This window comes from Martinezella sp. CNPSo 3732 (assembly GCF_057784515.1).
Genome location: NZ_JBXSOO010000020.1, coordinates 117248 through 137044, shown reverse-complemented (window position 1 = coordinate 137044; position 19797 = coordinate 117248). Strand labels below are relative to the sequence as shown.

The 19797-nt window shown below is 60.5% G+C and carries 19 protein-coding genes; 8 read left to right on the top strand and 11 right to left on the bottom strand.

What is annotated here, in order from left to right; translation table 11 throughout:
- Window positions 1–55: 55 nt before the first annotated feature.
- Together pyk and AC13RM_RS25910 are read right to left on the bottom strand one after the other, a co-directional pair.
- A complete protein-coding gene (gene pyk, locus AC13RM_RS25915; RefSeq protein WP_015341054.1) occupies window positions 56–1495 on the bottom strand; it encodes a pyruvate kinase in 1440 nt (479 codons plus the stop codon).
- The gene (locus AC13RM_RS25910) at window positions 1495–1983 is read right to left on the bottom strand and encodes a DUF1036 domain-containing protein (protein WP_069613236.1); all 489 of its coding nucleotides are present in this window, start codon (window positions 1981–1983) and stop codon (window positions 1495–1497) included. Before AC13RM_RS25910 ends, pyk begins: the two co-directional genes overlap by 1 nt.
- 204 nt (window positions 1984–2187) lie before the next feature.
- Between AC13RM_RS25910 and AC13RM_RS25905 the strand changes: the two genes are divergently transcribed.
- From AC13RM_RS25905 to AC13RM_RS25895, 3 genes are all read left to right on the top strand, one after another.
- Window positions 2188–2982, top strand: a complete 795-nt coding sequence (locus AC13RM_RS25905) for an N-formylglutamate amidohydrolase (RefSeq protein WP_488555838.1) — start codon at window positions 2188–2190, stop codon at window positions 2980–2982.
- Window positions 2983–3009: 27 nt separating this feature from the next.
- Window positions 3010–3315 carry a DUF1244 domain-containing protein gene (locus tag AC13RM_RS25900; protein ID WP_113230733.1) on the top strand — a complete coding sequence of 102 codons (306 nt, stop codon included), beginning with the start codon at window positions 3010–3012 and terminating at the stop codon, window positions 3313–3315.
- 172 nt (window positions 3316–3487) lie between these two features.
- Window positions 3488–3739: a DUF2312 domain-containing protein gene (locus AC13RM_RS25895; protein WP_015341059.1), complete on the top strand. Its 252-nt coding sequence runs from the start codon at window positions 3488–3490 to the stop codon at window positions 3737–3739.
- Window positions 3740–3804: 65 nt separating this feature from the next.
- Here the strand turns inward: AC13RM_RS25895 and AC13RM_RS25890 are convergent, their stop codons facing one another.
- The 4 genes from AC13RM_RS25890 to AC13RM_RS25875 all read right to left on the bottom strand — a co-directional run bounded on the left by AC13RM_RS25890 (window position 3805) and on the right by AC13RM_RS25875 (window position 8488).
- A complete protein-coding gene (locus tag AC13RM_RS25890) occupies window positions 3805–4845 on the bottom strand; it encodes an NAD(P)H-dependent flavin oxidoreductase (protein WP_488555837.1) in 1041 nt (346 codons plus the stop codon).
- 65 nt (window positions 4846–4910) lie between these two features.
- Window positions 4911–5837, bottom strand: a complete 927-nt coding sequence (locus AC13RM_RS25885) for an NAD(P)-dependent oxidoreductase (RefSeq protein ID WP_488555836.1) — start codon at window positions 5835–5837, stop codon at window positions 4911–4913.
- A gap of 99 nt (window positions 5838–5936) precedes the next feature.
- Window positions 5937–7034, bottom strand: coding sequence for a branched-chain amino acid aminotransferase (locus tag AC13RM_RS25880; protein ID WP_488555835.1), 1098 nt, complete (start codon window positions 7032–7034; stop codon window positions 5937–5939).
- Window positions 7035–7225: 191 nt separating this feature from the next.
- On the bottom strand, window positions 7226–8488 hold the full coding sequence (locus AC13RM_RS25875) for a flavin monoamine oxidase family protein (RefSeq protein ID WP_488555834.1): 1263 nt from the start codon (window positions 8486–8488) through the stop codon (window positions 7226–7228).
- Window positions 8489–8835: 347 nt separating this feature from the next.
- On the opposite strand from AC13RM_RS25875, the gene AC13RM_RS25870 reads away from it, so the two are divergent.
- Window positions 8836–9030, top strand: coding sequence for a hypothetical protein (locus AC13RM_RS25870; RefSeq protein WP_488555833.1), 195 nt, complete (start codon window positions 8836–8838; stop codon window positions 9028–9030).
- Window positions 9031–9154: 124 nt separating this feature from the next.
- Here the strand turns inward: AC13RM_RS25870 and AC13RM_RS25865 are convergent, their stop codons facing one another.
- The 5 genes from AC13RM_RS25865 to AC13RM_RS25845 form a co-directional block, all read right to left on the bottom strand.
- Window positions 9155–9856 (bottom strand): polysaccharide deacetylase family protein, encoded by a 702-nt coding sequence (locus AC13RM_RS25865; RefSeq protein WP_285172951.1) that lies wholly within the window; start codon window positions 9854–9856, stop codon window positions 9155–9157.
- Window positions 9857–9867: 11 nt separating this feature from the next.
- Window positions 9868–10710, bottom strand: coding sequence for a glycosyltransferase family 25 protein (locus AC13RM_RS25860; RefSeq protein ID WP_285172952.1), 843 nt, complete (start codon window positions 10708–10710; stop codon window positions 9868–9870).
- A 123-nt stretch (window positions 10711–10833) separates the two neighbouring features.
- Entirely contained in the window at window positions 10834–11451 is a 618-nt protein-coding gene (locus AC13RM_RS25855; protein ID WP_285172953.1) for a glycosyltransferase family 29 protein, read from the bottom strand.
- Window positions 11452–11735: 284 nt separating this feature from the next.
- Entirely contained in the window at window positions 11736–13688 is a 1953-nt protein-coding gene (locus AC13RM_RS25850) for a peptidoglycan L,D-endopeptidase MepK (protein ID WP_285172954.1), read from the bottom strand.
- Window positions 13689–13863: 175 nt separating this feature from the next.
- Complete coding sequence (locus AC13RM_RS25845) at window positions 13864–15429, bottom strand: sigma-54-dependent transcriptional regulator (protein WP_488555832.1); 1566 nt, start codon at window positions 15427–15429, stop codon at window positions 13864–13866.
- A gap of 209 nt (window positions 15430–15638) precedes the next feature.
- On the opposite strand from AC13RM_RS25845, the gene AC13RM_RS25840 reads away from it, so the two are divergent.
- Genes AC13RM_RS25840 through AC13RM_RS25825 form a run of 4 tightly spaced genes read left to right on the top strand, consistent with a single transcriptional unit; the run spans window position 15639 to window position 19587 of the window.
- Window positions 15639–17486 carry a M3 family oligoendopeptidase gene (locus AC13RM_RS25840; protein WP_440479679.1) on the top strand — a complete coding sequence of 616 codons (1848 nt, stop codon included), beginning with the start codon at window positions 15639–15641 and terminating at the stop codon, window positions 17484–17486.
- A gap of 25 nt (window positions 17487–17511) precedes the next feature.
- Window positions 17512–18672 carry an aminodeoxychorismate synthase component I gene (locus tag AC13RM_RS25835; RefSeq protein ID WP_488555831.1) on the top strand — a complete coding sequence of 387 codons (1161 nt, stop codon included), beginning with the start codon at window positions 17512–17514 and terminating at the stop codon, window positions 18670–18672.
- Complete coding sequence (locus AC13RM_RS25830) at window positions 18657–19298, top strand: aminotransferase class IV family protein (RefSeq protein WP_285172958.1); 642 nt, start codon at window positions 18657–18659, stop codon at window positions 19296–19298. Before AC13RM_RS25835 ends, AC13RM_RS25830 begins: the two co-directional genes overlap by 16 nt.
- A 4-nt stretch (window positions 19299–19302) precedes the next feature.
- A complete protein-coding gene (locus tag AC13RM_RS25825) occupies window positions 19303–19587 on the top strand; it encodes a YciI family protein (protein WP_374816424.1) in 285 nt (94 codons plus the stop codon).
- The last annotated feature ends 210 nt before the right edge of the window (window positions 19588–19797 follow it).

Here is a 19797-nt window from a genome sequence, read left to right as displayed (position 1 = left end):
CTTTCGACAGCGGGTTTCGGATGTTTGAGGTGCTGCCGCAATCGAATGTCGGCAATCACACGCCGGACTGGCCGTCCGAACCGATATAGGCAATGCGCAGCATGTTGGTGGCGCCCGGCGTACCAAGCGGAACACCGGCCGAAATGATGATGCGGTCGCCCGGCTTGCCGAAGCCTTCCTCCGCAACGATGCGGCAGGCATTGTTGACCATGTCGTCGAGGTCGGTCGCATCGTGAGTGACCACACAGTGCATGCCCCAGACGACGGACAGACGGCGTGCGGTCTGGATGATCGGCGAGAGCGCCAGGATCGGAACCTGCGGACGCTCGCGCGAGGCGCGCAGACCGGTGGTGCCGGAGGACGTGTAGCAGACGATGGCGGCAAGCTTCAGCGTCTCGGCGATCTGGCGGGCGGCGAGCGAGATCGCATCGGCGCCGGTTGCTTCAGGCAGAGCACGCTGGGCATAGATGATACCCGGATAATGCGGCTCGCGCTCGATGGTGCCTGCAATCGAGGCCATCATGGAAACGGCTTCGACCGGATAGTCGCCGGAAGCGGATTCTGCCGACAGCATGACGGCATCGGCGCCTTCGAAGACGGCGGTCGCGACGTCGGAGACTTCGGCGCGGGTCGGGACCGGCGCGGAGATCATCGATTCCAGCATCTGCGTGGCGACAACCACGGGCTTGCCGGAGCGGCGGCAGGCGCGGATCAGCTGCTTCTGAATGCCGGGAACGGCTTCCAGCGGCATTTCCACCCCGAGGTCACCGCGGGCCACCATCAGCGCGTCGGAAAGCTCGATGATTTCCTCGATGCGCTCGACAGCCTGCGGCTTTTCGATCTTCGACATCAGGCCGACACGGCCATGCGAGATCTTGCGAACTTCCGTCAGGTCCTCCGGGCGCTGGATGAAGGAGAGCGCAACCCAGTCGACTTCATTGGTCGCGAGAACGGCGTCGAGGTCGGCGCGGTCCTTGTCGGTCAGCGCGCCGACGCCGAGCAGCGTATCAGGCAGGCTGACACCCTTGCGGTCGGAAATCTTGGTGCCCGAAATGACCGTTGTCACGATGCTCTTGCCATCGCACTTTTCGGCACGCAGCGCCAGCTTGCCGTCATCGATCAGCAGGCGGTGGCCGGGCTGAACCGATTCCAGGATTTCCGGATGCGGCAGGTAGACACGCGTGTTGTCGCCGGGGATATCCTGATTGTCGAGCGTGAAAGTCTGACCGGGCTTGAGATCGACCTTGGTGTCAGCAAACTTGCCGACGCGCAGCTTGGGACCCTGCAAGTCAGCGAGAATGCCGATCGGCCGACCACAGCGAGCTTCGACGGCGCGAATGCGCTGGATCAGGGTACGCATCACATCATGGCTGGCATGGCTCATGTTGATGCGGAACAGGTCCGCGCCGGCCTCATGAAGCTTCTGGATCATTTCCTCCGAAGAGGAGGCCGGACCGAGCGTTGCGAGGATTTTGACTTTTCGGTTTCGTCTCATCAATTCTGGCTTTCTTGGCTGCCCGAGGGCTCGGAAAGCTGAACCATCCAGCTCGCCTGGCGCCCGGTGTCGTATTCCTTGAATCCCATCTTCTGGTAGCCACGCGCGTAGCAATCCTTGACGCCTGGGATTTTGAATTCATTTTCCGCCACGCACATTTCGACGTCGCCCGTCCAGCGGCCGCCGCGGGCCGCATCTTCTGCGTAGAGATAATAATAGCGGGATTGAAGCGGCCCCTCGATCAAAGTCGCGCAGGTATTAGCCGGAATCTGCCACCAGCCCTCCGTCACCCAGCCGTCCTTCGCCCGATAGCCGATCGCCACGCCGACAAGGTTCTGCGTGCCGTTGCACGTTCGGAAATCGGCATGAGCCGCATTCGGCATGAAGAAGAACGGCGCTGCCGCGGCGAGAATGAGGAAGGCGATTCGGGCGAGCGGGCCTGACCGCTTAACGAAACGTGGCGCGACTTGGCTGGACACGGCTTCCAATTGGCTCCCGGTTATTCGTTGTTGCGTCTTCTTGCGCCGCCATCCCATGAATGTCAACGCAACTCTAATCGATTATATTTCCTTCACGGGATGGTGACGGCACCATGCGCCGCTCCTCATCCGATCGAAGCTGCAAACCTTGCACCTTCCATCCGCACATGCAATCAAACAAAGAGTTGAAAATTTCAATAATCGACAATCCGCATGACCGATTTCAGACCGTTTGAATTCATACCCGGCAATCGTGACAAAGGCATGGTCATCCTCGGCGACCATGCGATGCGGCGCCTTCCCGAGCGTTACGGCAGCCTTGGCCTGCCCGAGACCGCCTTCTCCCGCCACATCGCCTACGACATCGGCATCGAAGGTCTTTGCCGTCATCTTTGCGCGCGGCTGGACGTACCGGGTGTGCTCGGCGGCTTTTCCCGTCTGCTGATCGATCCGAACCGCGGCGAGGATGACCCGACGCTCATCATGAAGATTTCGGATGGCGCGATCATCCCGGGCAATCATCCGATCACCGATGAGGAATGGAACTACCGTATAGAAGCCTTCCACCGGCCTTATCACAAGGCGGTGGATGAGACGATTTCTGCGGTGGCGGAAGCCAGCGGCAAGGCGCCCCTGGTTTTCTCGATGCACTCGTTCACGCCGGCGTGGAAGGGCGTGCCGCGCCCCTGGCATGCCAGTGTGCTCTGGGACAGCGACGAGCGCGCCGTCGCGCCGCTCCTTGCAAAGCTCGGCGCCGATACCGATCTCGTTATTGGAGACAATGAGCCCTATGACGGTGCGTTGCGCAACGACACCATGTTCCGCCATTGCATGACGAAGGGCATTGCGCATGCGCTGCTGGAAGTCCGGCAGGATCTGATCGGCGACGAGGCCGGCATTGCCGAATGGGCGGACCGCCTGGCACCGATCTTCGCAGAGATCAATGCCGATCCGGCACTGCATGAATATAAGCGCTATCCTTCGCGCACTGGGCCTTACGAGGCGTGAGCCGGCAAGCGGATAGAGGAGAAAGAGATGACCACACTCACCAAGGAACAAGAGATCGAGCTTGAGGCCGCCGCCTTTCGCCGCCTCGTTTCGCATTTGCGCGAACGCAGCGACGTTCAGAATATCGACCTCATGAACCTCGCCGGCTTCTGCCGCAACTGTCTCTCCAACTGGTATCGCGAAGCCGCCGAAGAAGCGGGCCTCCCCGTCAGTAAGGACGAGTCGCGCGAAGTGATCTATGGCATGCCCTACGAAGATTGGAAAAACCTGCACCAGAACGAAGCCTCGCCTGTGCAAAAAGCCGCTTTCGAGCAGAACAAGCCAAAAGATTAACGCTCCCTTCACCAATTCGGCTTGACCTTGCGCGTCATTCGCGGCACGTCAACTGCCCGATCGAATTCGAAATACCGCGCAAGCCACGAAGCGATGTGCCCCATCGGTGACCGACCGATCTCATCTGCGACGGGCTGCAAGCGACCCCTTTGAGACCCTTTAGGAGAAGTGCATGGAAGAGAACAGCGTCGAGAACGTGGCCGCGGCGGAACTCCGTCAATTCATCGAGCGCATCGAGCGCCTCGAAGAAGAAAAGGCCGCGATTGGATCCGACATCAAGGACGTCATGGGCGAAGCCAAGGGCCGCGGCTACGACACCAAGGCGATCCGCACCATCATCCGCCTTCGCAAGAAGGACGCGAACGAACGCCTGGAAGAAGAATCCATCCTGCAGACCTACATGGCCGCACTCGGCATGGAATAATCAAGGCTTCACCAGCCTTGCGAGATGATCTGGAGCCGGCTAGCCGGCTCCTTTCTTTTTGAGTGTCACTCAGTGAAAAGACGACCGATCAATTCGGCCGCACCACCCTGCCAAAGTTCGCCCTTGCCGGTCCCCGACCAGAGAGACAGGAAATCCGGCGATCCCTTCACGGTTGACGCGCCGCGTATATCCCGCGTGAACTTGTTTTGCGCCGGAAAGGGAAGAATGGCGTCAGGCTTCCCATCCATCTCATCCATGAAGCGGTTCTCGATCCCTCGCGCAAAGCGGCCCGAAAAGGCCCGCGTCGTCCGCGTCCTGCGCTCCGGCGTTTCCAGAAGCTTCCTGCGATAGGGTGCCGATGTTCCGGCTTCCGTACAGGCAAGGAAGGCCGTGCCCATCTGCACGGCCTGCGCTCCCGCCTGCAGCGCCGCCCGGATATCGCTTGGAGTCATGATGCCGCCGGCTGCGATCAGCGGCAAACGAATGGTGCCCACGCATTGCGCCAGGAGATCGCGCATGCCGATTTCCGGATCCGCTGCCCGCGCATCGAAAATGCCGCGATGACCGCCCGCTTCGAAGCCTTGCAGCACGATCGCATCCACGCTGCTCTCTTCCAGCGCCTTCGCCTCGTCGAGTGTCGTTGCCGTGCCGATCAGTGGGATGCCCGCCTTTTTCGCCTCTCGTACATGGTCGGCCGGCAACAGGCCGAAGACGAAGCTGAAGCAGGCCGGCTTGATGCGCAAGACAGCTTCGAACTGCGCATCGAAATCCTCTTCATAGGGAGGAGAAAGCTGCGGCGACGGCAGTTCCAACTCCTGGCGATATCCTGCGGTCGCAGCCAAGGCGCGCTCAACCCAATCGATGCCTACCTCCGGAATAGAGTGCGGGATGAAGAGATTGATCGAAAAAGGCTTGTCTGTTCGCTGGCGCACCTCAGCTGCAAAGACTTCGATGGCCGCGGCATTTAAATAGGCGCCGCCCATGGCGCCGAGGGCACCGGCGGCGGAAGCCGCAGCCACGAGTTCTACCGACGAAGGACCGCCGGCCATCGGGGCGACGATCAATGGATGCTTCAAGCCAAGCTGTTGAAAAAGATTGCTGTCCATAGGACCGTCCTTCCGGAAACACCTGCCCAAGTCTTAACCCAACATAGGCGTTGCGCGATGAGTTGCTAGGAGCGACCAAGCGCCGCGGTGCGGGCCTCGATCGCCTTGATTACCGACACCATGTCGAGCCGGCCATTGCCGAGCTCGACGCTCTCGCCATAAAGAGTGCGGCAGAGATCAAGGACAGGCGATGCCATATTGGCGGCGCGGGCCGCCTCCGCAATCAGTTTCGTGCTGTTGAAGGCATCGGCCGTCGCCGCCTGCACCGAAAAATCCCGCGCGATAAGCTTCGGAATTTTCACCCGTGTCAGATCGCTGGCCATCGGGCCGGAATCGATAGCAGCCTGGAAGGTCTTGAGATCGAGCCCGTTGCTTTCGGCAAAATGCGCGGCCTCGGTTAGCCCCGCTAGCATCGTGCAGAGATAGAGGTTGACAGCCAGCTTCATCAGCAGCGCATTGCCGACCGGACCGCACAGGATCGTCTCGCGGCACATCGGCGCAAGCAGCGGCCGCACCTCGGCTACCGTGTCCGCATCGCCGCCGAGCAGCGCGACCAGCTGCGCTGTCTCCGCAGGCTTCCGCGAGCCCGAAACCGGGGCTTCGACATAGCGCCCACCGGCGCTAAGAATATCGGCGGCTAGCCCGCGCGAATAGTCGGGCGGATTGGATCCCATCGAAACCACGATGTGTCCGGACACAAGCTTGGCGAAGTCCGGTGTCCCGCGCCGCAGCACCTCGTCCAGCACAGTTTCGTCGACCAGCATCAGGATGACGATGCGCGTGCGTTCGAACACCTCTTCTACGCTTACGGCGACCGTCGCACCCGCCTCGCGCAATGGATCGGTCGCCGCCGGCGATCTGTTCCACACGACAAGCCTAGTGCCTGCCTTTGCAAGATTGAGGGCCATCGGCTGGCCCATGACGCCGAGACCGACAAAGCCGATCTCCTCGCCCGGCTCATCGCCGGGACGTTCGCTGACGTTAGTCATCATAACAACTCCGATGTTTCGGGTGACTATGCGAACTCTGATGTCAGAAGCCGGCGGGAGAGCTCACTTGCCTTTCCCGCCGGATATGGGTTCATGGTTTACTTAGAACAGGCGGTCCAGCCACTCATTCTTGTCCGGCGCGCGGCCGAACTGAATGTCGGTCAGCGCCGCCTTCAGACGCTGCGTCGTAGCGCCGGCATTGCCGTCGCCGATGGTGAAGCTGTGCTTGCGGCCCTTCACCTTGCCGATCGGAGTCACCACAGCCGCCGTGCCGCAGGCGAAGGATTCGCGCAGGCGCCCGCTCTCGGCATCCGCCCGCCACTGCTCGATCGAATAGGGCTCCTCACGCACTGTCAGGCCCATGTCGCGCCCAAGCTTGATCAGCGAATCGCGGGTAATGCCCGGCAGGATCGTGCCGGTGAGCGGCGGCGTCTGCAGCGATCCGTCATCGAAGACGAAGAAGACGTTCATGCCGCCGAGTTCCTCGATCCAGCGCTTTTCGACAGCATCGAGGAAGACGACCTGATCGCAGCCTTCGCGCTGGCCCTCAGCCAATGCGGCAAGGCTTGCGGCATAGTTGCCGCCACACTTGGCCGCACCCGTGCCACCAGGCGCGGCGCGGGTGAAACTCTCGGAGACCCAGAGCGTGACGGCCGACCCGCCACCCTTGAAAAAGGAGGCGACCGGGGAAGCAATGACGCAGTAAATGTATTCTGCCGACGGCTTTGTGCCGAGGGCGACTTCCGTGCCGATCAGGAACGGCCGGAGATAAAGCGATGCCCCTTCCGCGGTCGGGATCCATTCGCGCTCAATCTTGACCAGCTCGCGTACGGACTCGACAAAAAGCTCTTCCGGCAAGCGCGGCATCGCCAGCCGTTCGGCCGAATTCTGGAAACGGCGCGCATTGGCGCTTGGGCGGAAAAGGGCCGCACCGCCATCAGGCAGGTGATAAGCCTTCATGCCCTCGAAGATTTCCTGAGCATAATGAAGCGCCACGGTTGCCGGATCGAGAGCAAGCGCCTTGCGCGGCTCAATCTTGGCGCTGTGCCAGCCGCGATCCTGCGAATGGCGGATCGTTACCATGTGATCGGTGAAGATGCGGCCGAAGCCCGGGTTCTGCAGCAGCGCTTCCCGTTCGCTCGCTGTCGCGGGATTGGGATTTTTCTGGATGTCGAAGGTTAATGTTTCGCCGGTGCTCATGGCTCCTCCAATGCTTCTTTTGCTGCGGCTTTCGCCGCCCATCTCCCGAAGGATGGTGTAAATCAAATCGGGTGGTATTTGATTGCGTTTACGCCTGTTCTCACGCAAGTTTAAGAGCGATTTGCATAAAATTATGAGGCGAATCGCTATTTCTCGCTTGGAAGCTGGCTATCGGTCTCATGGGGCTTCCATCACAGCGTTTTCGCGATGGCTTCGGCAGCGGCAACGCCGGTTTCATAAGCGCCGTGCGCGGTAGAATAACGCGCCTTCGAACAGGCTTCCCCGGCGAAGAACAAGCGCCCGTCGCGGGGAGCGGCGAGGACGCCGCGAAGATCGGACGCACCGGGCGTCGCATAGGAATAGGAGCCCCCGAAGAACGGCTCCCCCGCCCAGGCTGACGCCGCCAACGGCGACAATTTCCTGCCGATATCGGCGCCGAAGGCGCGCTTCAGCTGCTCGACCGAAAAATCAAACATGGCATCTACGCCCTCTCGCTCCAGATCGAGCGCAAGATCGGCGGCGAAATAGGCTTCGATGACCGGCATGCCGAATGGCTTCAGCTGATAGGCTCCCGTCCGGCGGCTATGCTGCGATCCCATCACATGCGCATCCTCCGGGAACATCCGAGGTTCGGCTGTGCGAAGAAAGAGCTTGTTTGCCAGGCCGAGCGGCAGGCGGGATGCCGCTTCGATCTTCTCCGGAAGAGGTGGCCAGAAGGCGATGCGTTCGGCCGCAAGCACATTGGTGGAAACGGTGACGATGACGGCCTTTGCCCGCAGCTCACCCTTGGCGGTCGAAAGCACGATATGCTCAGCGCCGCTGTGATCGATGCGGCTGACCTCGGCGCCGACAACGGTCGGTACCCGCAGGCCGTAAGTGGCGACCACCGTGCCGTAGCCCTGCCGCACGCGCCAGTCAGGACCAGGGCCGGGATCGTAGCGGCCAAGATCGATCACCGAGGACTTGTCGAGCTCTCCCCCGGTCATGAAGGCGCCGACGGCGTAAATCCTCTCATTCCACGGATCATCAGGCGACAACATGGCCGAGAGATCGGCATCTGTATCTCCCTCATACCCATAGACCCGCTCGAAGAAGTCGTTGACGGCGGCAGCTGCAGCCTTCGCATCGGGATCGTTCTGTTCCAACCGATGGCCGCCGTCGCTCCAGGGCGCGGGCGTGCGATCGACGGTCAGGCCCACTTCCTCGGCAATATCAGTCCAGGCGTTGGTGCGCGCGCCATGCAGCCAGCCGCAGCCGAGATCGAGCGCGGCGGCATCGGCCCCGAACGGATGGATCGAGCGGGCGCGGCCGCCGACGCGATCGGAGGCCTCGAGCAAGAGGATCGAGAGATCCGGCCGAAGCAATTGCAGTTGCCGGGCTGCAGCTACACCGGCTGCGCCGGCACCGATCACGGCAACGTCGACCTCGCCGCCTCTCCAGGATTCGATGGGCATTCCGATTCCTTTTCGCGCAAGCATCGGAGCGTGATCCAGCCGCGCGACTTGGTGATATGAGGCTCGCCAATCCGCAGATGCGAACCCTTCCGATCATCTGTAGCCGACCTCGGCGCGGCCTGTAAACGGTCACAATGATGGGCATACCAAATTGCCGCATTGAGCGGAAATGACGAATGTCGTAGGTGCTTCATCGAGGCAGATAATGAGGAAGATCGTGCGGAAACCGACCTTCGCAACAACCCTTTCGACCGCGACGCGTAGTATTGGAGGCGCTTGTGCCAACACAGCTCAATAAGACGGCAGCCGGACGTCGGGCTTCTTTCAAGTCGCGTCAGGAAACACCGATGTTCACGAAGGAGTGGTCCATCCCCGCGATCCTCACCGTCTTCCTGCTCGGCGTCTGCGGTCTGATCGCCTATTTCACCTGGACCCTCCTGCCGCCGGCGGTGACAGCACAGAACCATGTCGGTGGAGCTGCCATACTCAGCGATAGCAGTGCTCATCCGACGGCCAATTCCGCGCCCCAAAAACAGAAGTAGCAGACGCAGCGGCCGATGACGCAGAAATGAAGACTAAGATGCGCTGGCCCCATACTTTCCACCGCCAGCCATAAGAACGACGGCAGTTACAGCTTTACGGTAGCACCCTGATTAGAGGGACTCGTTATCCGACGACGCACTTCTTGACGAAATGCAGCCAGCTGTCGTTGCGCCGGATGGTCGCGCGCGGCAGGCCGAACGGATCATCGCCTGGCCTTGCCCGGCCGCGGCGTGTCGTGGTTGCGGCGCTGTAACCGGCTTCATAGGCAAGCACCCGATCGAGCGGCGTTTCGTCGCCATAGGGAAAGCAGAAGGACGAAACGCCCTCGTCGAGCAAATCTTCGAGCAGCTCGCGCGAATGCGTGATCTGACGGCGCGCCTCTTCCATGGGCAATTGCGGCAGGCGAACGTGATCCAGCGTATGCGACCCCACCTCATGCCCCAGACTGTGCCAATGCTTCAGCTGTTCGACCGACATGCAGGGCGCCTGAGCCACGCCAAGGGGGACATCCCAGACATTGCTGCCGCCGATCTGGTTCGCCACAACGAAATTCGTGGCGGTGAAACCAAACTCCTGCAACACGGGCAAGGCATTCTCATAGACATTTGCGTAACTGTCATCGAAGGTGATGGCAGCGACTTTGCCGGCCTTCTCGCCACGGATGTAAGGCATTGCCTCACGCAGCGACACACCCTGAACTCCAAGCTTTTTCAGCCATTCCATCTGACGACGGAAGGCTTCGGGATGGACGACCATGCTTCTGAACGGCGCCTTGCGCGACGGCGGCACCGCAATCTGGTGATATGCGAGGATTGGAACAGCCACGATGGATCGTCTCAGATGATGCGGCGCGAGCGCAGCGCGATCTTGGCACGATAGAGCGGCCGCAATACCTCTCTGGAGAGCCGCTCTGCCAACGTCTTGTGACTCTTAATCGTACTGCCGCCGAGCTGAGGGGAAATTTCACGCACGCCGCCAGGCAGGACGGTGAGCGGCGACACGCGCGTAAACCAGCTCATCTGCACGGTGGTATCGACGGGCCGATCGAAGACGAGGGTAGCCTCCAGCAGGCGGATGGCAGCATCGCGGCTGACGAGCTGGGCCACCATGCCGAGACCGATCCTCGTGGGCTGAATGACATCGGTCTCTCCCTGGGAAAGAACACATCTGCCGTGCTCCTTGCCCATGCGAAACGGAAAGCGAATGAACGAACCTGGCTTCAGGCAGGCTTTGGCGGCAGCAAAAGCAGCATGGAACGCATCGTCGATCTCGACATCATCCTCGAAGATGAGACCTGCGTCGATATTCTGCTCGACGATCGCAGCCCAGGCCTTGCGATGCGACAGAAAGCAAGCGATCTCGCCCGTGCTCATGGCGAACGGATAATATGGCTTCTGCAGCCGAGGACGATAGACGCTGTCGATCTCGATGGCACTCAGAGTGCGCCCATCGACTGCCTCGATGACCTCGCTTTGCACCGGAAGCTTTGCAGCAAGCCTTTCGACCTGCGGCATGCGGTCACGGGCGCGATCCAGATGGATGATGAAACCACGAATGACGGGTTGGCCGGGCGCGTCCAGAACAGCACCGACCGGATTGGACGCAGGAGCGAACTCGAATCCCGTATGAGATCTTTCGAGCGGCATCGCCGAAGACGGGTTGAATTCGTGGGCTTGCATGAATGGATACCTCGAGATCATATTTCGCGAGGCTCTAGCAACCCTGAATGAAAGCGAGCTTAGGCAAACCTGAGGCGAAACTGAAAACGGTTGTTTTCAACGGATCTGAACAACTGAAGGAAGCTAAACGAGCATGCTGATGCGGCCACTCGCCATTTTGTCTTCAACCCAGCGGCGTTCATCCAGCCAGGCATGGCGTTTCCACCCTTCCCAGCTGAAACCGCACAGCTTCACGTCCCACTCGTCGGCGGGCAATCGCGACAGCGCATATCGGATGCCGAAGAAGCCGGTACTCGGAAAGAGCTGGTGCATCCGGCATTGGCTCACACCGAGTTCCTCGCAGCCCTCGATGTAGAACTGTGGCGGCATGATGCGGATTTCCTTGCCGGCACCGCCCACCAATTCGATCGTCCGCATCGTCCAATCGCTTCTCCTGCCTTTGAGGCGCGAAAGAAGATTGGGCTTGGGGTGATACTTGCGGATGATATCGGGATGATAGGCCAGCACGACCTCCTTGGCTGCCGTGAACGTCGCGCTGGTCAGGAAGGTCGGGTCCGTCAGTCGGCGCTGCATGGGCTTGCTGGAAGCTGCAAGCATGAGAATATCGGTGCGTGAACCGCTCAGGCCGATCGAGGCCTTCGGCTCGTTGAAACGCATGGCAAATTCGGCATTGTCCACGATCTCCGAGAGGTCGCGCTGCAGCTTGCCATTGCCAATGATGATTGCCGTCTTGCGGGTCAAATATGAACATCCATCAGGTCTGAAATCGCCGACCTAATGGAGCCAAATGAAGCCAAACTGAATGCCGGATCAGGGAGGGACGCATAAATCCTGACACGAACCTGAAAGCTGCCGCAATGTCACTTGCAAGCAACAGCAGTGCCTGAAAACCGCGCTTCAGCTCAGATTTGCATGCAGCCCAGGGCCACGCAAACCCGATTGCGATCGCAAACGGATGGTATCCTGCCGAATCAGAAAGGAGCCAAAACGGGCTCCCTGAAATCACGTGGAAGTTGAAGCCTGGCCTATTCGACCGAATTGAACTTCTTCACCTGAAGGAAATTCACTGCACTTCCGCTGAAGCGTTCGGGATCGATCGATGCCGTCTGCACCTTGAAACCATCCGTGTAAACGGCGGTCGGCTGAGCACGAAGCGTCGGGCTCACGAAGCGCGGCGCCTTGACCGGGCGGTTCACAATCTCGACCCGGGCCTTTGCGATCGCCCATTGCGAGATCATCTTCTCCGTCAGCGTCGGCGCAGTCGTCACCGTCGCGCGGCTCGAATCGGCCACGACGGCATCCTGCTTGTTCGGCCGGCCGCCCTTGGTCGCGATACCAGCGGCAATCGGACGTTCCTGCGGCGTTGTCGGCTCGAATCCGTCGTTGAAGCGACGGCTGCTGGCCTTCACCTCGTTGCGGACCGGTGCAAGTGCGGCCACCTGCATCGGCATTTGCTGTGCCGGTCTCTGCTGCGGCAGCACGGCGGCAATTGCCTGCGCCGCATCGTTGCCGTCAGCCATGCCACTGCTTGCGGGCGCTAGCTGATCCTTCGACGCGACGTTGTTTGACGGCTGCGCCACCGGAACCGCACTATTGGCATCCGATCGATCAGGACGGCTTTGCTCGAGAGCCGCAATGACCGAAGGCGAAAGTGCTCCTGCGTCAGCCTGGTCGTCGGCGGCCTCCTGATCGGCATCGGCAGATGCCAGCAGGCTTTCGGCCAATTCCGGACGCTGCGCCGGCACTGGAACGGCAGCCAGCTGGCCTTTCATGTCAGCCTCGGCCGATGCCACTTCGGCATCGCCAGGTGAGCGGCGATCAAGCAGCGACGGCACGGGCACATGATAGGAACGAAGATCGGCATATTGCGGCTGATCGCCGGTATCCGGCATGGCGGCGGCAAGCGCATCCTGTGCCGCGTTACGCGACGGCGAGACGAGAGCGGAAGCCACATCGCTGCCGGCAGGCTGATTGCCGAAGGCCGGGCGAACCTGCGGAACAGGCGCGTTTACGCTGGCAACCTGAACCTGGGCCGGGGCCGGAGCAGCGCTATCGTCACCATCATCACTGGCAGCCGGAGCCGGCTGGCCCTTCCGAGCAGCTGAGGCGATAGCTACCGGTGCCGCCGTCGTTCCGCTATCTGCATTATCCTCTTCCTCATCCGCACCGCCACCGCCGAACAGCCGGGCAAAGAAACCGCGGCGCGGCGAAGAGGAGCTGGCGACCTGGATATCGTCGGACGAGATGCGGCGCTTGTAATCGGCGACTGCCTGCTGGTAGCCCGGCAGCGGCCGTCCGTCGGCCGGAATATGCATCGTCTTGCCATCCGGGAAGAGACGGACGAGCTCCTGGCGATCCATGCGCGGCCATGCGCGCACGCCGCCGACATCCATATGCACGAAGGGCGAGCCGGAGGTCGGATAGTAGCCGACGCCGCCCACCTGCAGCTTCATGCCGATTTCGCGCAGCTTGGTGAGCTTGACGTCAGGAATATAGAAGTCCATCGCGTTGCCGAGCATGTGCTGGCTCTTCTTGGCAACGCCGGTATGAGCCGAGCGCGTGCGCAGCATCTCGTTGGTGCCAGGCGAACGGAAACCGCAGATCACGTAGATGAATTCGTGCGAACCGCTTTCGCGGTAGACTTCCCAGATCAGATCGAACAGGCGCGGGTTCATCTTGGTCGGCTGATTCTTGCGCCAGTCGCGCAGGATGCGATTCAGCTTCTCCAAGCCGTCCGGATCGAACTTGCCGTTGCGCTTGTAGGTGATGACGGCCTTCTCGCCGGTATGGACGTAATAGATCTTGAGGCTGCGGGTTTCACCGCCAGCCTGAGAGGGAGTGCCGACGAAAACAGGGGTAGAAACAGCCAAAGCAAGGAGGCCAACGGCTACGACCTTGGCCACCTTGCTAAATAGGTTAGAGCACGCAGAATGCCAGCTCAAGCTATTAGGCTTGGTATTTGCACTCAAATTCGGCAATTCGATCCCCGTCCGACAGACAATGTCGCATCGTGTTCCAAATGGCTGTCAATTGCGGTGACACGATGGCAAAAATGCCACACATGGTCGACCCCTTCATACATGGTGAACGATGCACTAACAAGTGCTTTACGACGGGTAACAAAATATGCTTGCCTAAACGTTAAGCTTTCCTTCAAGCCGCGTTTTTTTGCGGGTCATCCGGGTCTATGCCGTAGTCTTTCAACTTTCGGTAGAGAGTTGAGCGGCCGATACCCAGCTTTCTCGCGACTTGACTCATCTGTCCCCGATAGAATTTGAGGGCAAATCGGATCAATTCTTCCTCGACATCCGCCAGTTTTCTGACATCGCCCGATGTATTCGTGCTGACGATGACATTGTCGGAAGCATCGGCTGAAGCAAGCGGAGTGGTTGCAGCCGATCCGTGCGAGACCCCGTAAGAGACTCGCTCGCTTCTTTCAGCCGCCAGAAGATCGGCCGAGGAGGCATGCGAATTATCCACAACCAAGGTCGGATGCTCGGCGGCGAAATAGCCGGGCAGCTGTGCGGCGATCTGCGGGAAATCCGTGTCGAGCAGTTCTGGTCCCTCGGACAGGACGACCGCGCGGAAAACAGCGTTTTCGAGCTGGCGGATATTGCCCGGCCAGTCATAGGCGGTCAGCAGTGCAAGCGCGTCGTTGCTGATGCCGAGCGGATGATCGAGCTTCTGCTCCAGTGCGAACCGGTCGGCAAAAGCGCGCGCCAGATGCGGGATGTCTTCCTTGCGGCGGCGCAGGGCCGGCATGGTGATCGGGAAGACATTGAGGCGATAATAGAGATCCTCGCGGAAGCGCCCGGCCTTGACCTCTTCGATCAGATCCTTGTTGGTTGCCGAAATCAGCCGGACGTTGACCTTCTGCGCGACGCGCGCGCCGACGGTCTCGATTTCGCCCTGCTGCACGGCGCGCAAAAGCTTGACCTGAACTTCAAGCGGCAGATCGCCGATCTCATCGAGAAACAGCGTGCCGCCATCGGCTTCCATGAATTTGCCGACATGACGTTCGGCCGCCCCCGTGAACGCGCCCTTCTCATGGCCGAACAGGATGCTTTCGACGAGATTGTGCGGGATCGCGCCACAGTTGACAGTCACGAACGGCTTGCCGGCGCGGTCGCTGGCAGCCTGAATGGCACGTGCCACCAGTTCCTTGCCGACGCCGGATTCGCCTTCCAGCACGACCGGAATGTTCGATTGCGCGGCGCGATGGGCGAGATCGATGACACGCATCATCGCCGGACTCGCCGAGACGATATCGTCGAAGGTGATGCTGCTCGAGCGAGACTTGCGCCCGGCGCGGGCCTTCGCCTCGCGCTGGTCGAGCTTCAGAGCATTGGCGATCGATGCCGCGATACGCTCCGGCGACACGGGCTTGACGACGAAATCGAAGGCGCCGGCACGCATGGCCTGCACCACGGTATCGATGCCGCCCTGCCCCGTCTGCACGATGACGGGCAGGTCGATGCCCATATCGTTCAGCGCGCCCAGGAACTCGATGCCGTTCATTTCCGGCATCATAAGATCGAGCACGATCACGTTGATCTGATCATTGCCACGCTTCAGAAACTCAAGGCCGAGACGGCCATTTTCTGCCAAATGGGCAACGTGTCCGTGCCGCTCGATGGCATTCTTCAGCAGACGGCGTTGAATCGGATCATCCTCAACAACGAGAATCTGCGCGCCCCCCTTGGCGCTTTGGTGCCTCACTTCATGCGAAACCTGACACGGACATTCGCAGAAAGGCTTGAACATGAAGTTTTGCCAAACCATCGCATTTTAATCATTATGACGAATATAAAATCGCTTATGAATCAACGGCCAGCGCTGGAAAATCAGGCCTTGCGGTGGCCTTTCCAGCCGACTAGACACGAATGGATCGGACGATCCGAAAAATAAAAGCAGAGGAAATTTCGCCCATGAGCCCGACCTCGCTCCGCCACTCTCTTAACTTCTCAGCAAGCTCGGCCGCCGGCCAGGCGCTTGGAGACTTGCCGGCCTGGAAGCTAAGCGATCTCTATCCGTCCTCCACCTCCCCTGAGTTCGCCGGAGATCTGGAAAAGGCCGGCAAGATGGCCGTTGCCTTCGAAGAAAAGTGGAAGGGCAAGCTTACCGATGCTGCCGCCAAGACAGGCGACGCCGGCATCGGCGCAGCCATCAAGGAGTATGAAGCGCTTGACGATATCATGGGCCGCCTCGGCTCGTTTGCCGGGCTCACCTACTTCTCCAACACCGTCGATCCGGCCAACGGCAAGCTCTACGGAGACGTGCAGGCAAAGCTGACGGACTATGCCGCGCATCTGCTGTTCTTCCCGCTGGAACTGAACCGCATCGACGACGCCGTCATAGACGCCTGCATGGCGAACGACGCCACCGCCGGCCATTATCGTCCCTGGATCGTCGACCTGCGCAAGGATAAGCCGCATCAGCTCGAAGACAAGCTCGAGCAGCTGTTCCTGGAAAAATCCATGACGAGTGCTGCCGCCTTCAACCGCCTGTTCGACGAGACGATGGCTGAGCTGCGCTTCGAGATCGATGGCGAAAAGCAGCCGCTGGAAGTCGCCCTGAACATGCTGCAGGAGCAGGACCCCGAAGTGCGCCGCAAGGCGGCCATGGCGCTTGCCGAAACTTTCAAGGCGAACCTGCGCACCTTCACGCTGATTACCAATACGCTCGCCAAGGACAAGGAAATCGCCGATCGCTGGCGCGGCTTCGAAGACATCGCCGACAGCAGGCATCTCGCCAACCGCGTCGAGCGCGAGGTGGTGGATGCGCTGGCTGCCGCCGTGCGCGAGGCCTATCCGCGGCTTTCGCATCGCTATTATAAGATGAAGGCCAAGTGGCTCGGCATGGACCAGATGAACTTCTGGGACCGCAACGCGCCGCTGCCGGAGACGCCCAATGCGCTGATCCCCTGGACCGATGCGAAGGATACGGTACTGTCGGCCTATGGCAATTTCGCGCCGGAGATGGCTGCGATCGCCAAACGCTTCTTCGATGAGGAATGGATCGATGCACCGGTGCGTCCGGGCAAGGCGCCTGGCGCCTTCGCGCATCCGACTGTCCCCTCGGCCCATCCTTATGTCCTCGTCAATTACATGGGCAAGCCGCGCGATGTCATGACGCTGGCGCATGAGCTCGGCCACGGCGTGCATCAGGTGCTGGCCGGCGGCCAGGGCGCGCTGATGTGCCAAACGCCGCTGACTTTGGCAGAGACCGCCTCGGTCTTCGGCGAGATGCTGACCTTCCGCGCGCTCCTCGACAAGACCACCGATAAGCGCGAACGCAAGGCCATGCTCGCCCAGAAGGTCGAGGACATGATCAATACGGTCGTGCGCCAGATCGCCTTCTACGAATTCGAGCGCAAGGTGCACACCGCCCGCAAGAATGGCGAACTGACATCGGACAATATCGGCGAACTGTGGCTCTCCGTGCAGGAAGAGAGCCTAGGCCCAGCGATCAAGATTTCCGAAGGCTATGAGACCTACTGGGCCTATATTCCCCACTTCATCCACTCGCCCTTCTACGTCTATGCCTATGCCTTCGGCGATTGCCTGGTGAATTCGCTCTATGCCGTCTACCGCAACGCCGAAAAGGGCTTCCAGGACAAGTATTTCGAGCTGCTGAAGGCCGGCGGCACCAAGCATCATTCCGAACTTTTGAAACCTTTCGGCCTCGACGCGACCGATCCGTCGTTCTGGAGCAAGGGCCTGTCGATGATCGAAGGGCTGATCGATGAGTTGGAAGCGCTAGATAAGGGTGCCTGACACCCTACCGCCGAAGAAGTGCCCAATGGCCGACGCCATACCCTACGTCCTTTTCAGGGACGACAGCACAGGACAGATGATGATCTTCGCCGAACCGGCCGAGATCATCATCGCTCATACGCGCGCGCAGTTCTTCAATGCCCTCGATCGGATGGAGGAGGCCAGGCGGCAGGGAAAGTGGCTTGCCGGCTACATGGCCTATGAGGCTGGCCATCTCTTCGAGGAAAAACTCGCATCCTTCGCCGAGGAGAACAGGGAAACGCCCCTGCTCTGCTTCGGCGTTTTCGATGCTCCTGCCGCTGATGGCCATCCGCTCGGCCAACCGGCCCGGCGCGTGGAAAACCGGGAATTCCTGACAGAGCCGAAGGCGGCTTGGAATTTCGAGACCTATCAGGAGCGCTTCGACAGGCTGCACCAGCATTTGCGCCTTGGCGACTGCTATCAGGCAAACCTCACCATGCCGATCCACGCCCGATGGACCGGTGATCCGCGCGCCGCCTTCTGGTCGCTGATCGAACGGCAGCCGGTGAAATACGGCGCACTCGTCGATCTCGGAGGCCCGATCATCCTCTCGCGTTCGCCCGAGCTCTTCTTCCGGACCGACGAAGAAGGCTGGATCGAGACGCATCCGATGAAGGGCACGGCCAAGCGCGGCGCGAATGCCGCCGAGGACGAGCACATCATCGCCGCCATGCTTGCCGACGAAAAGACGCAGGCCGAAAACCGCATGATCGTCGACTTGCTTCGCAACGACATCTCGCGCATCACCGAGGTCGGCACGCTGGACGTGCCCAAACTCTTCGAAATCGAGACCTACCCTACCCTGCACCAGATGGTCAGCCATGTGCAGGCGAAGCTGCTGCCAGGCATATCGATCCGCGATATCCTTGCCGCCCTCTTTCCCTGCGGCTCGATCACTGGCGCGCCGAAAATGCGGGCGATGGAAATCCTGCACGATCTCGAAGACGGCCCGCGCGACGCCTATTGCGGCGCGATCGGCATGATCTCGCCTGGTGGCGCCATGCGTTTTTCCGTGGCGATCCGCACGATCACGCTTTTCGAAGACGGCCGCGCGGTGTTCAATGTCGGTGGAGGCATCGTCTTCGATTCGACGGCGGAAGCGGAATATGAAGAATGCCTCCTCAAGGCGCGCTTCGCCGTGGGGGACCGATGGATCGACCAGTAGAGGATTTTTCCCTGATCGAGACGCTGCGCTACGAGCCGGAAACCGGCTTCGTTCGCCTGCGCCTGCATCTCGCGCGGCTGCAACGATCCGCCCGCCGCCTTGGCTTTTCCGCCCCCAAGAACGTGCTCGGAAACCTGGAACAGGCGATTGCCGGTGCTGGCGCGCCCTTGCGAGTGCGGCTAACGTCGGACAGAGAAGGGCAAACGAAAGTGACAACGGCGCCGTTTGTTCCGCTTTTGCCCGACACCGTCTGGCGTGTCCGCATCGCCGCAACCCGGCTCGATTCCTCCGACAAGCTGCTGCGTGTTAAAACTACGCGACGAGGCGTCTACGAAGCAGCCCGCGCGGAATATCGGCCAGACGAGGCAGACGAAGTCCTGTTGCTGAATGAGAAGGACGAGCTTTGCGAGGGAACGATCACCTCCGTCTTCCTCGGGGACGGCGCGGACCTGCTCCGCGCGCCGCCCATATCAGCCGGCCTGCTTGCCGGTGTCCTGCGCACCGAACTCATCTGCCAGCGCAAAGCCCGCGTCGGCCGCATCCGGCTCAACGACCTGAAAGATCGCCCCCTTTATGTCGGAAACTCCTTGCGCGGCCTGATCCGCGCGCAACTCCTATGGAATTGATTGAATGTTCATCCTCTCGCTCACCTATCTCAAGGGCAATGACGAAGCTGACAAGCACATGGAGCCGCATATGGCCTGGGTGATGGAAGGCTATGCCAAGGGCTGGTTCCTTGCCTCCGGCCGCAAGGTCCCACGCACCGGCGGCGTCATCTTCGCCCGCGGCGGGCGTGCCGAACTGGAGGCTTATGTCGCCGCCGATCCCTTCACCATCCACGGCGTCGCCGTTTACGAGGTCCAGGAAATCGCGCTGACCACCGTTACCGATGGCCTGGAAGCCTTGAAAGGCTGAGCACGGCCTATAACGACATTCCGCTTATGTCAGCGAAAACCAACCTTGAAGGCAACAAACCCGTCGCATAAGGCGTGTATGTTGGCCTCCACTTGACTTTGTCCGGCTAACCCTCAACAGCTCTTTATTGTGACATCAAATTATGATTAGAGCCGCTCACCCCGCGTTTTCGCGCAAACTCTGCCAGCGCTTTCGCGCAGACTCTAATTG

Excerpts from the sequence above, each read along its gene's own strand:
- AC13RM_RS25840 (WP_440479679.1), top strand. The coding sequence starts at position 15,639 with ATGAGCCCGACCTCGCTCCGCCACTCTCTTAACTTCTCAGCAAGCTCG.
- AC13RM_RS25905 (WP_488555838.1), top strand. The coding sequence starts at position 2,188 with ATGACCGATTTCAGACCGTTTGAATTCATACCCGGCAATCGTGACAAA.
- AC13RM_RS25895 (WP_015341059.1), top strand. The coding sequence starts at position 3,488 with ATGGAAGAGAACAGCGTCGAGAACGTGGCCGCGGCGGAACTCCGTCAA.
- AC13RM_RS25835 (WP_488555831.1), top strand. The coding sequence starts at position 17,512 with ATGGCCGACGCCATACCCTACGTCCTTTTCAGGGACGACAGCACAGGA.
- AC13RM_RS25830 (WP_285172958.1), top strand. The coding sequence starts at position 18,657 with ATGGATCGACCAGTAGAGGATTTTTCCCTGATCGAGACGCTGCGCTAC.
- AC13RM_RS25880 (WP_488555835.1), bottom strand. The coding sequence starts at position 7,034 with ATGAGCACCGGCGAAACATTAACCTTCGACATCCAGAAAAATCCCAAT.
- AC13RM_RS25890 (WP_488555837.1), bottom strand. The coding sequence starts at position 4,845 with ATGGACAGCAATCTTTTTCAACAGCTTGGCTTGAAGCATCCATTGATC.
- AC13RM_RS25860 (WP_285172952.1), bottom strand. The coding sequence starts at position 10,710 with ATGCAAGCCCACGAATTCAACCCGTCTTCGGCGATGCCGCTCGAAAGA.
- AC13RM_RS25825 (WP_374816424.1), top strand. The coding sequence starts at position 19,303 with ATGTTCATCCTCTCGCTCACCTATCTCAAGGGCAATGACGAAGCTGAC.
- AC13RM_RS25870 (WP_488555833.1), top strand. The coding sequence starts at position 8,836 with ATGTTCACGAAGGAGTGGTCCATCCCCGCGATCCTCACCGTCTTCCTG.
- AC13RM_RS25875 (WP_488555834.1), bottom strand. The coding sequence starts at position 8,488 with ATGCCCATCGAATCCTGGAGAGGCGGCGAGGTCGACGTTGCCGTGATC.
- AC13RM_RS25885 (WP_488555836.1), bottom strand. The coding sequence starts at position 5,837 with ATGATGACTAACGTCAGCGAACGTCCCGGCGATGAGCCGGGCGAGGAG.
- pyk (WP_015341054.1), bottom strand. The coding sequence starts at position 1,495 with ATGAGACGAAACCGAAAAGTCAAAATCCTCGCAACGCTCGGTCCGGCC.
- AC13RM_RS25900 (WP_113230733.1), top strand. The coding sequence starts at position 3,010 with ATGACCACACTCACCAAGGAACAAGAGATCGAGCTTGAGGCCGCCGCC.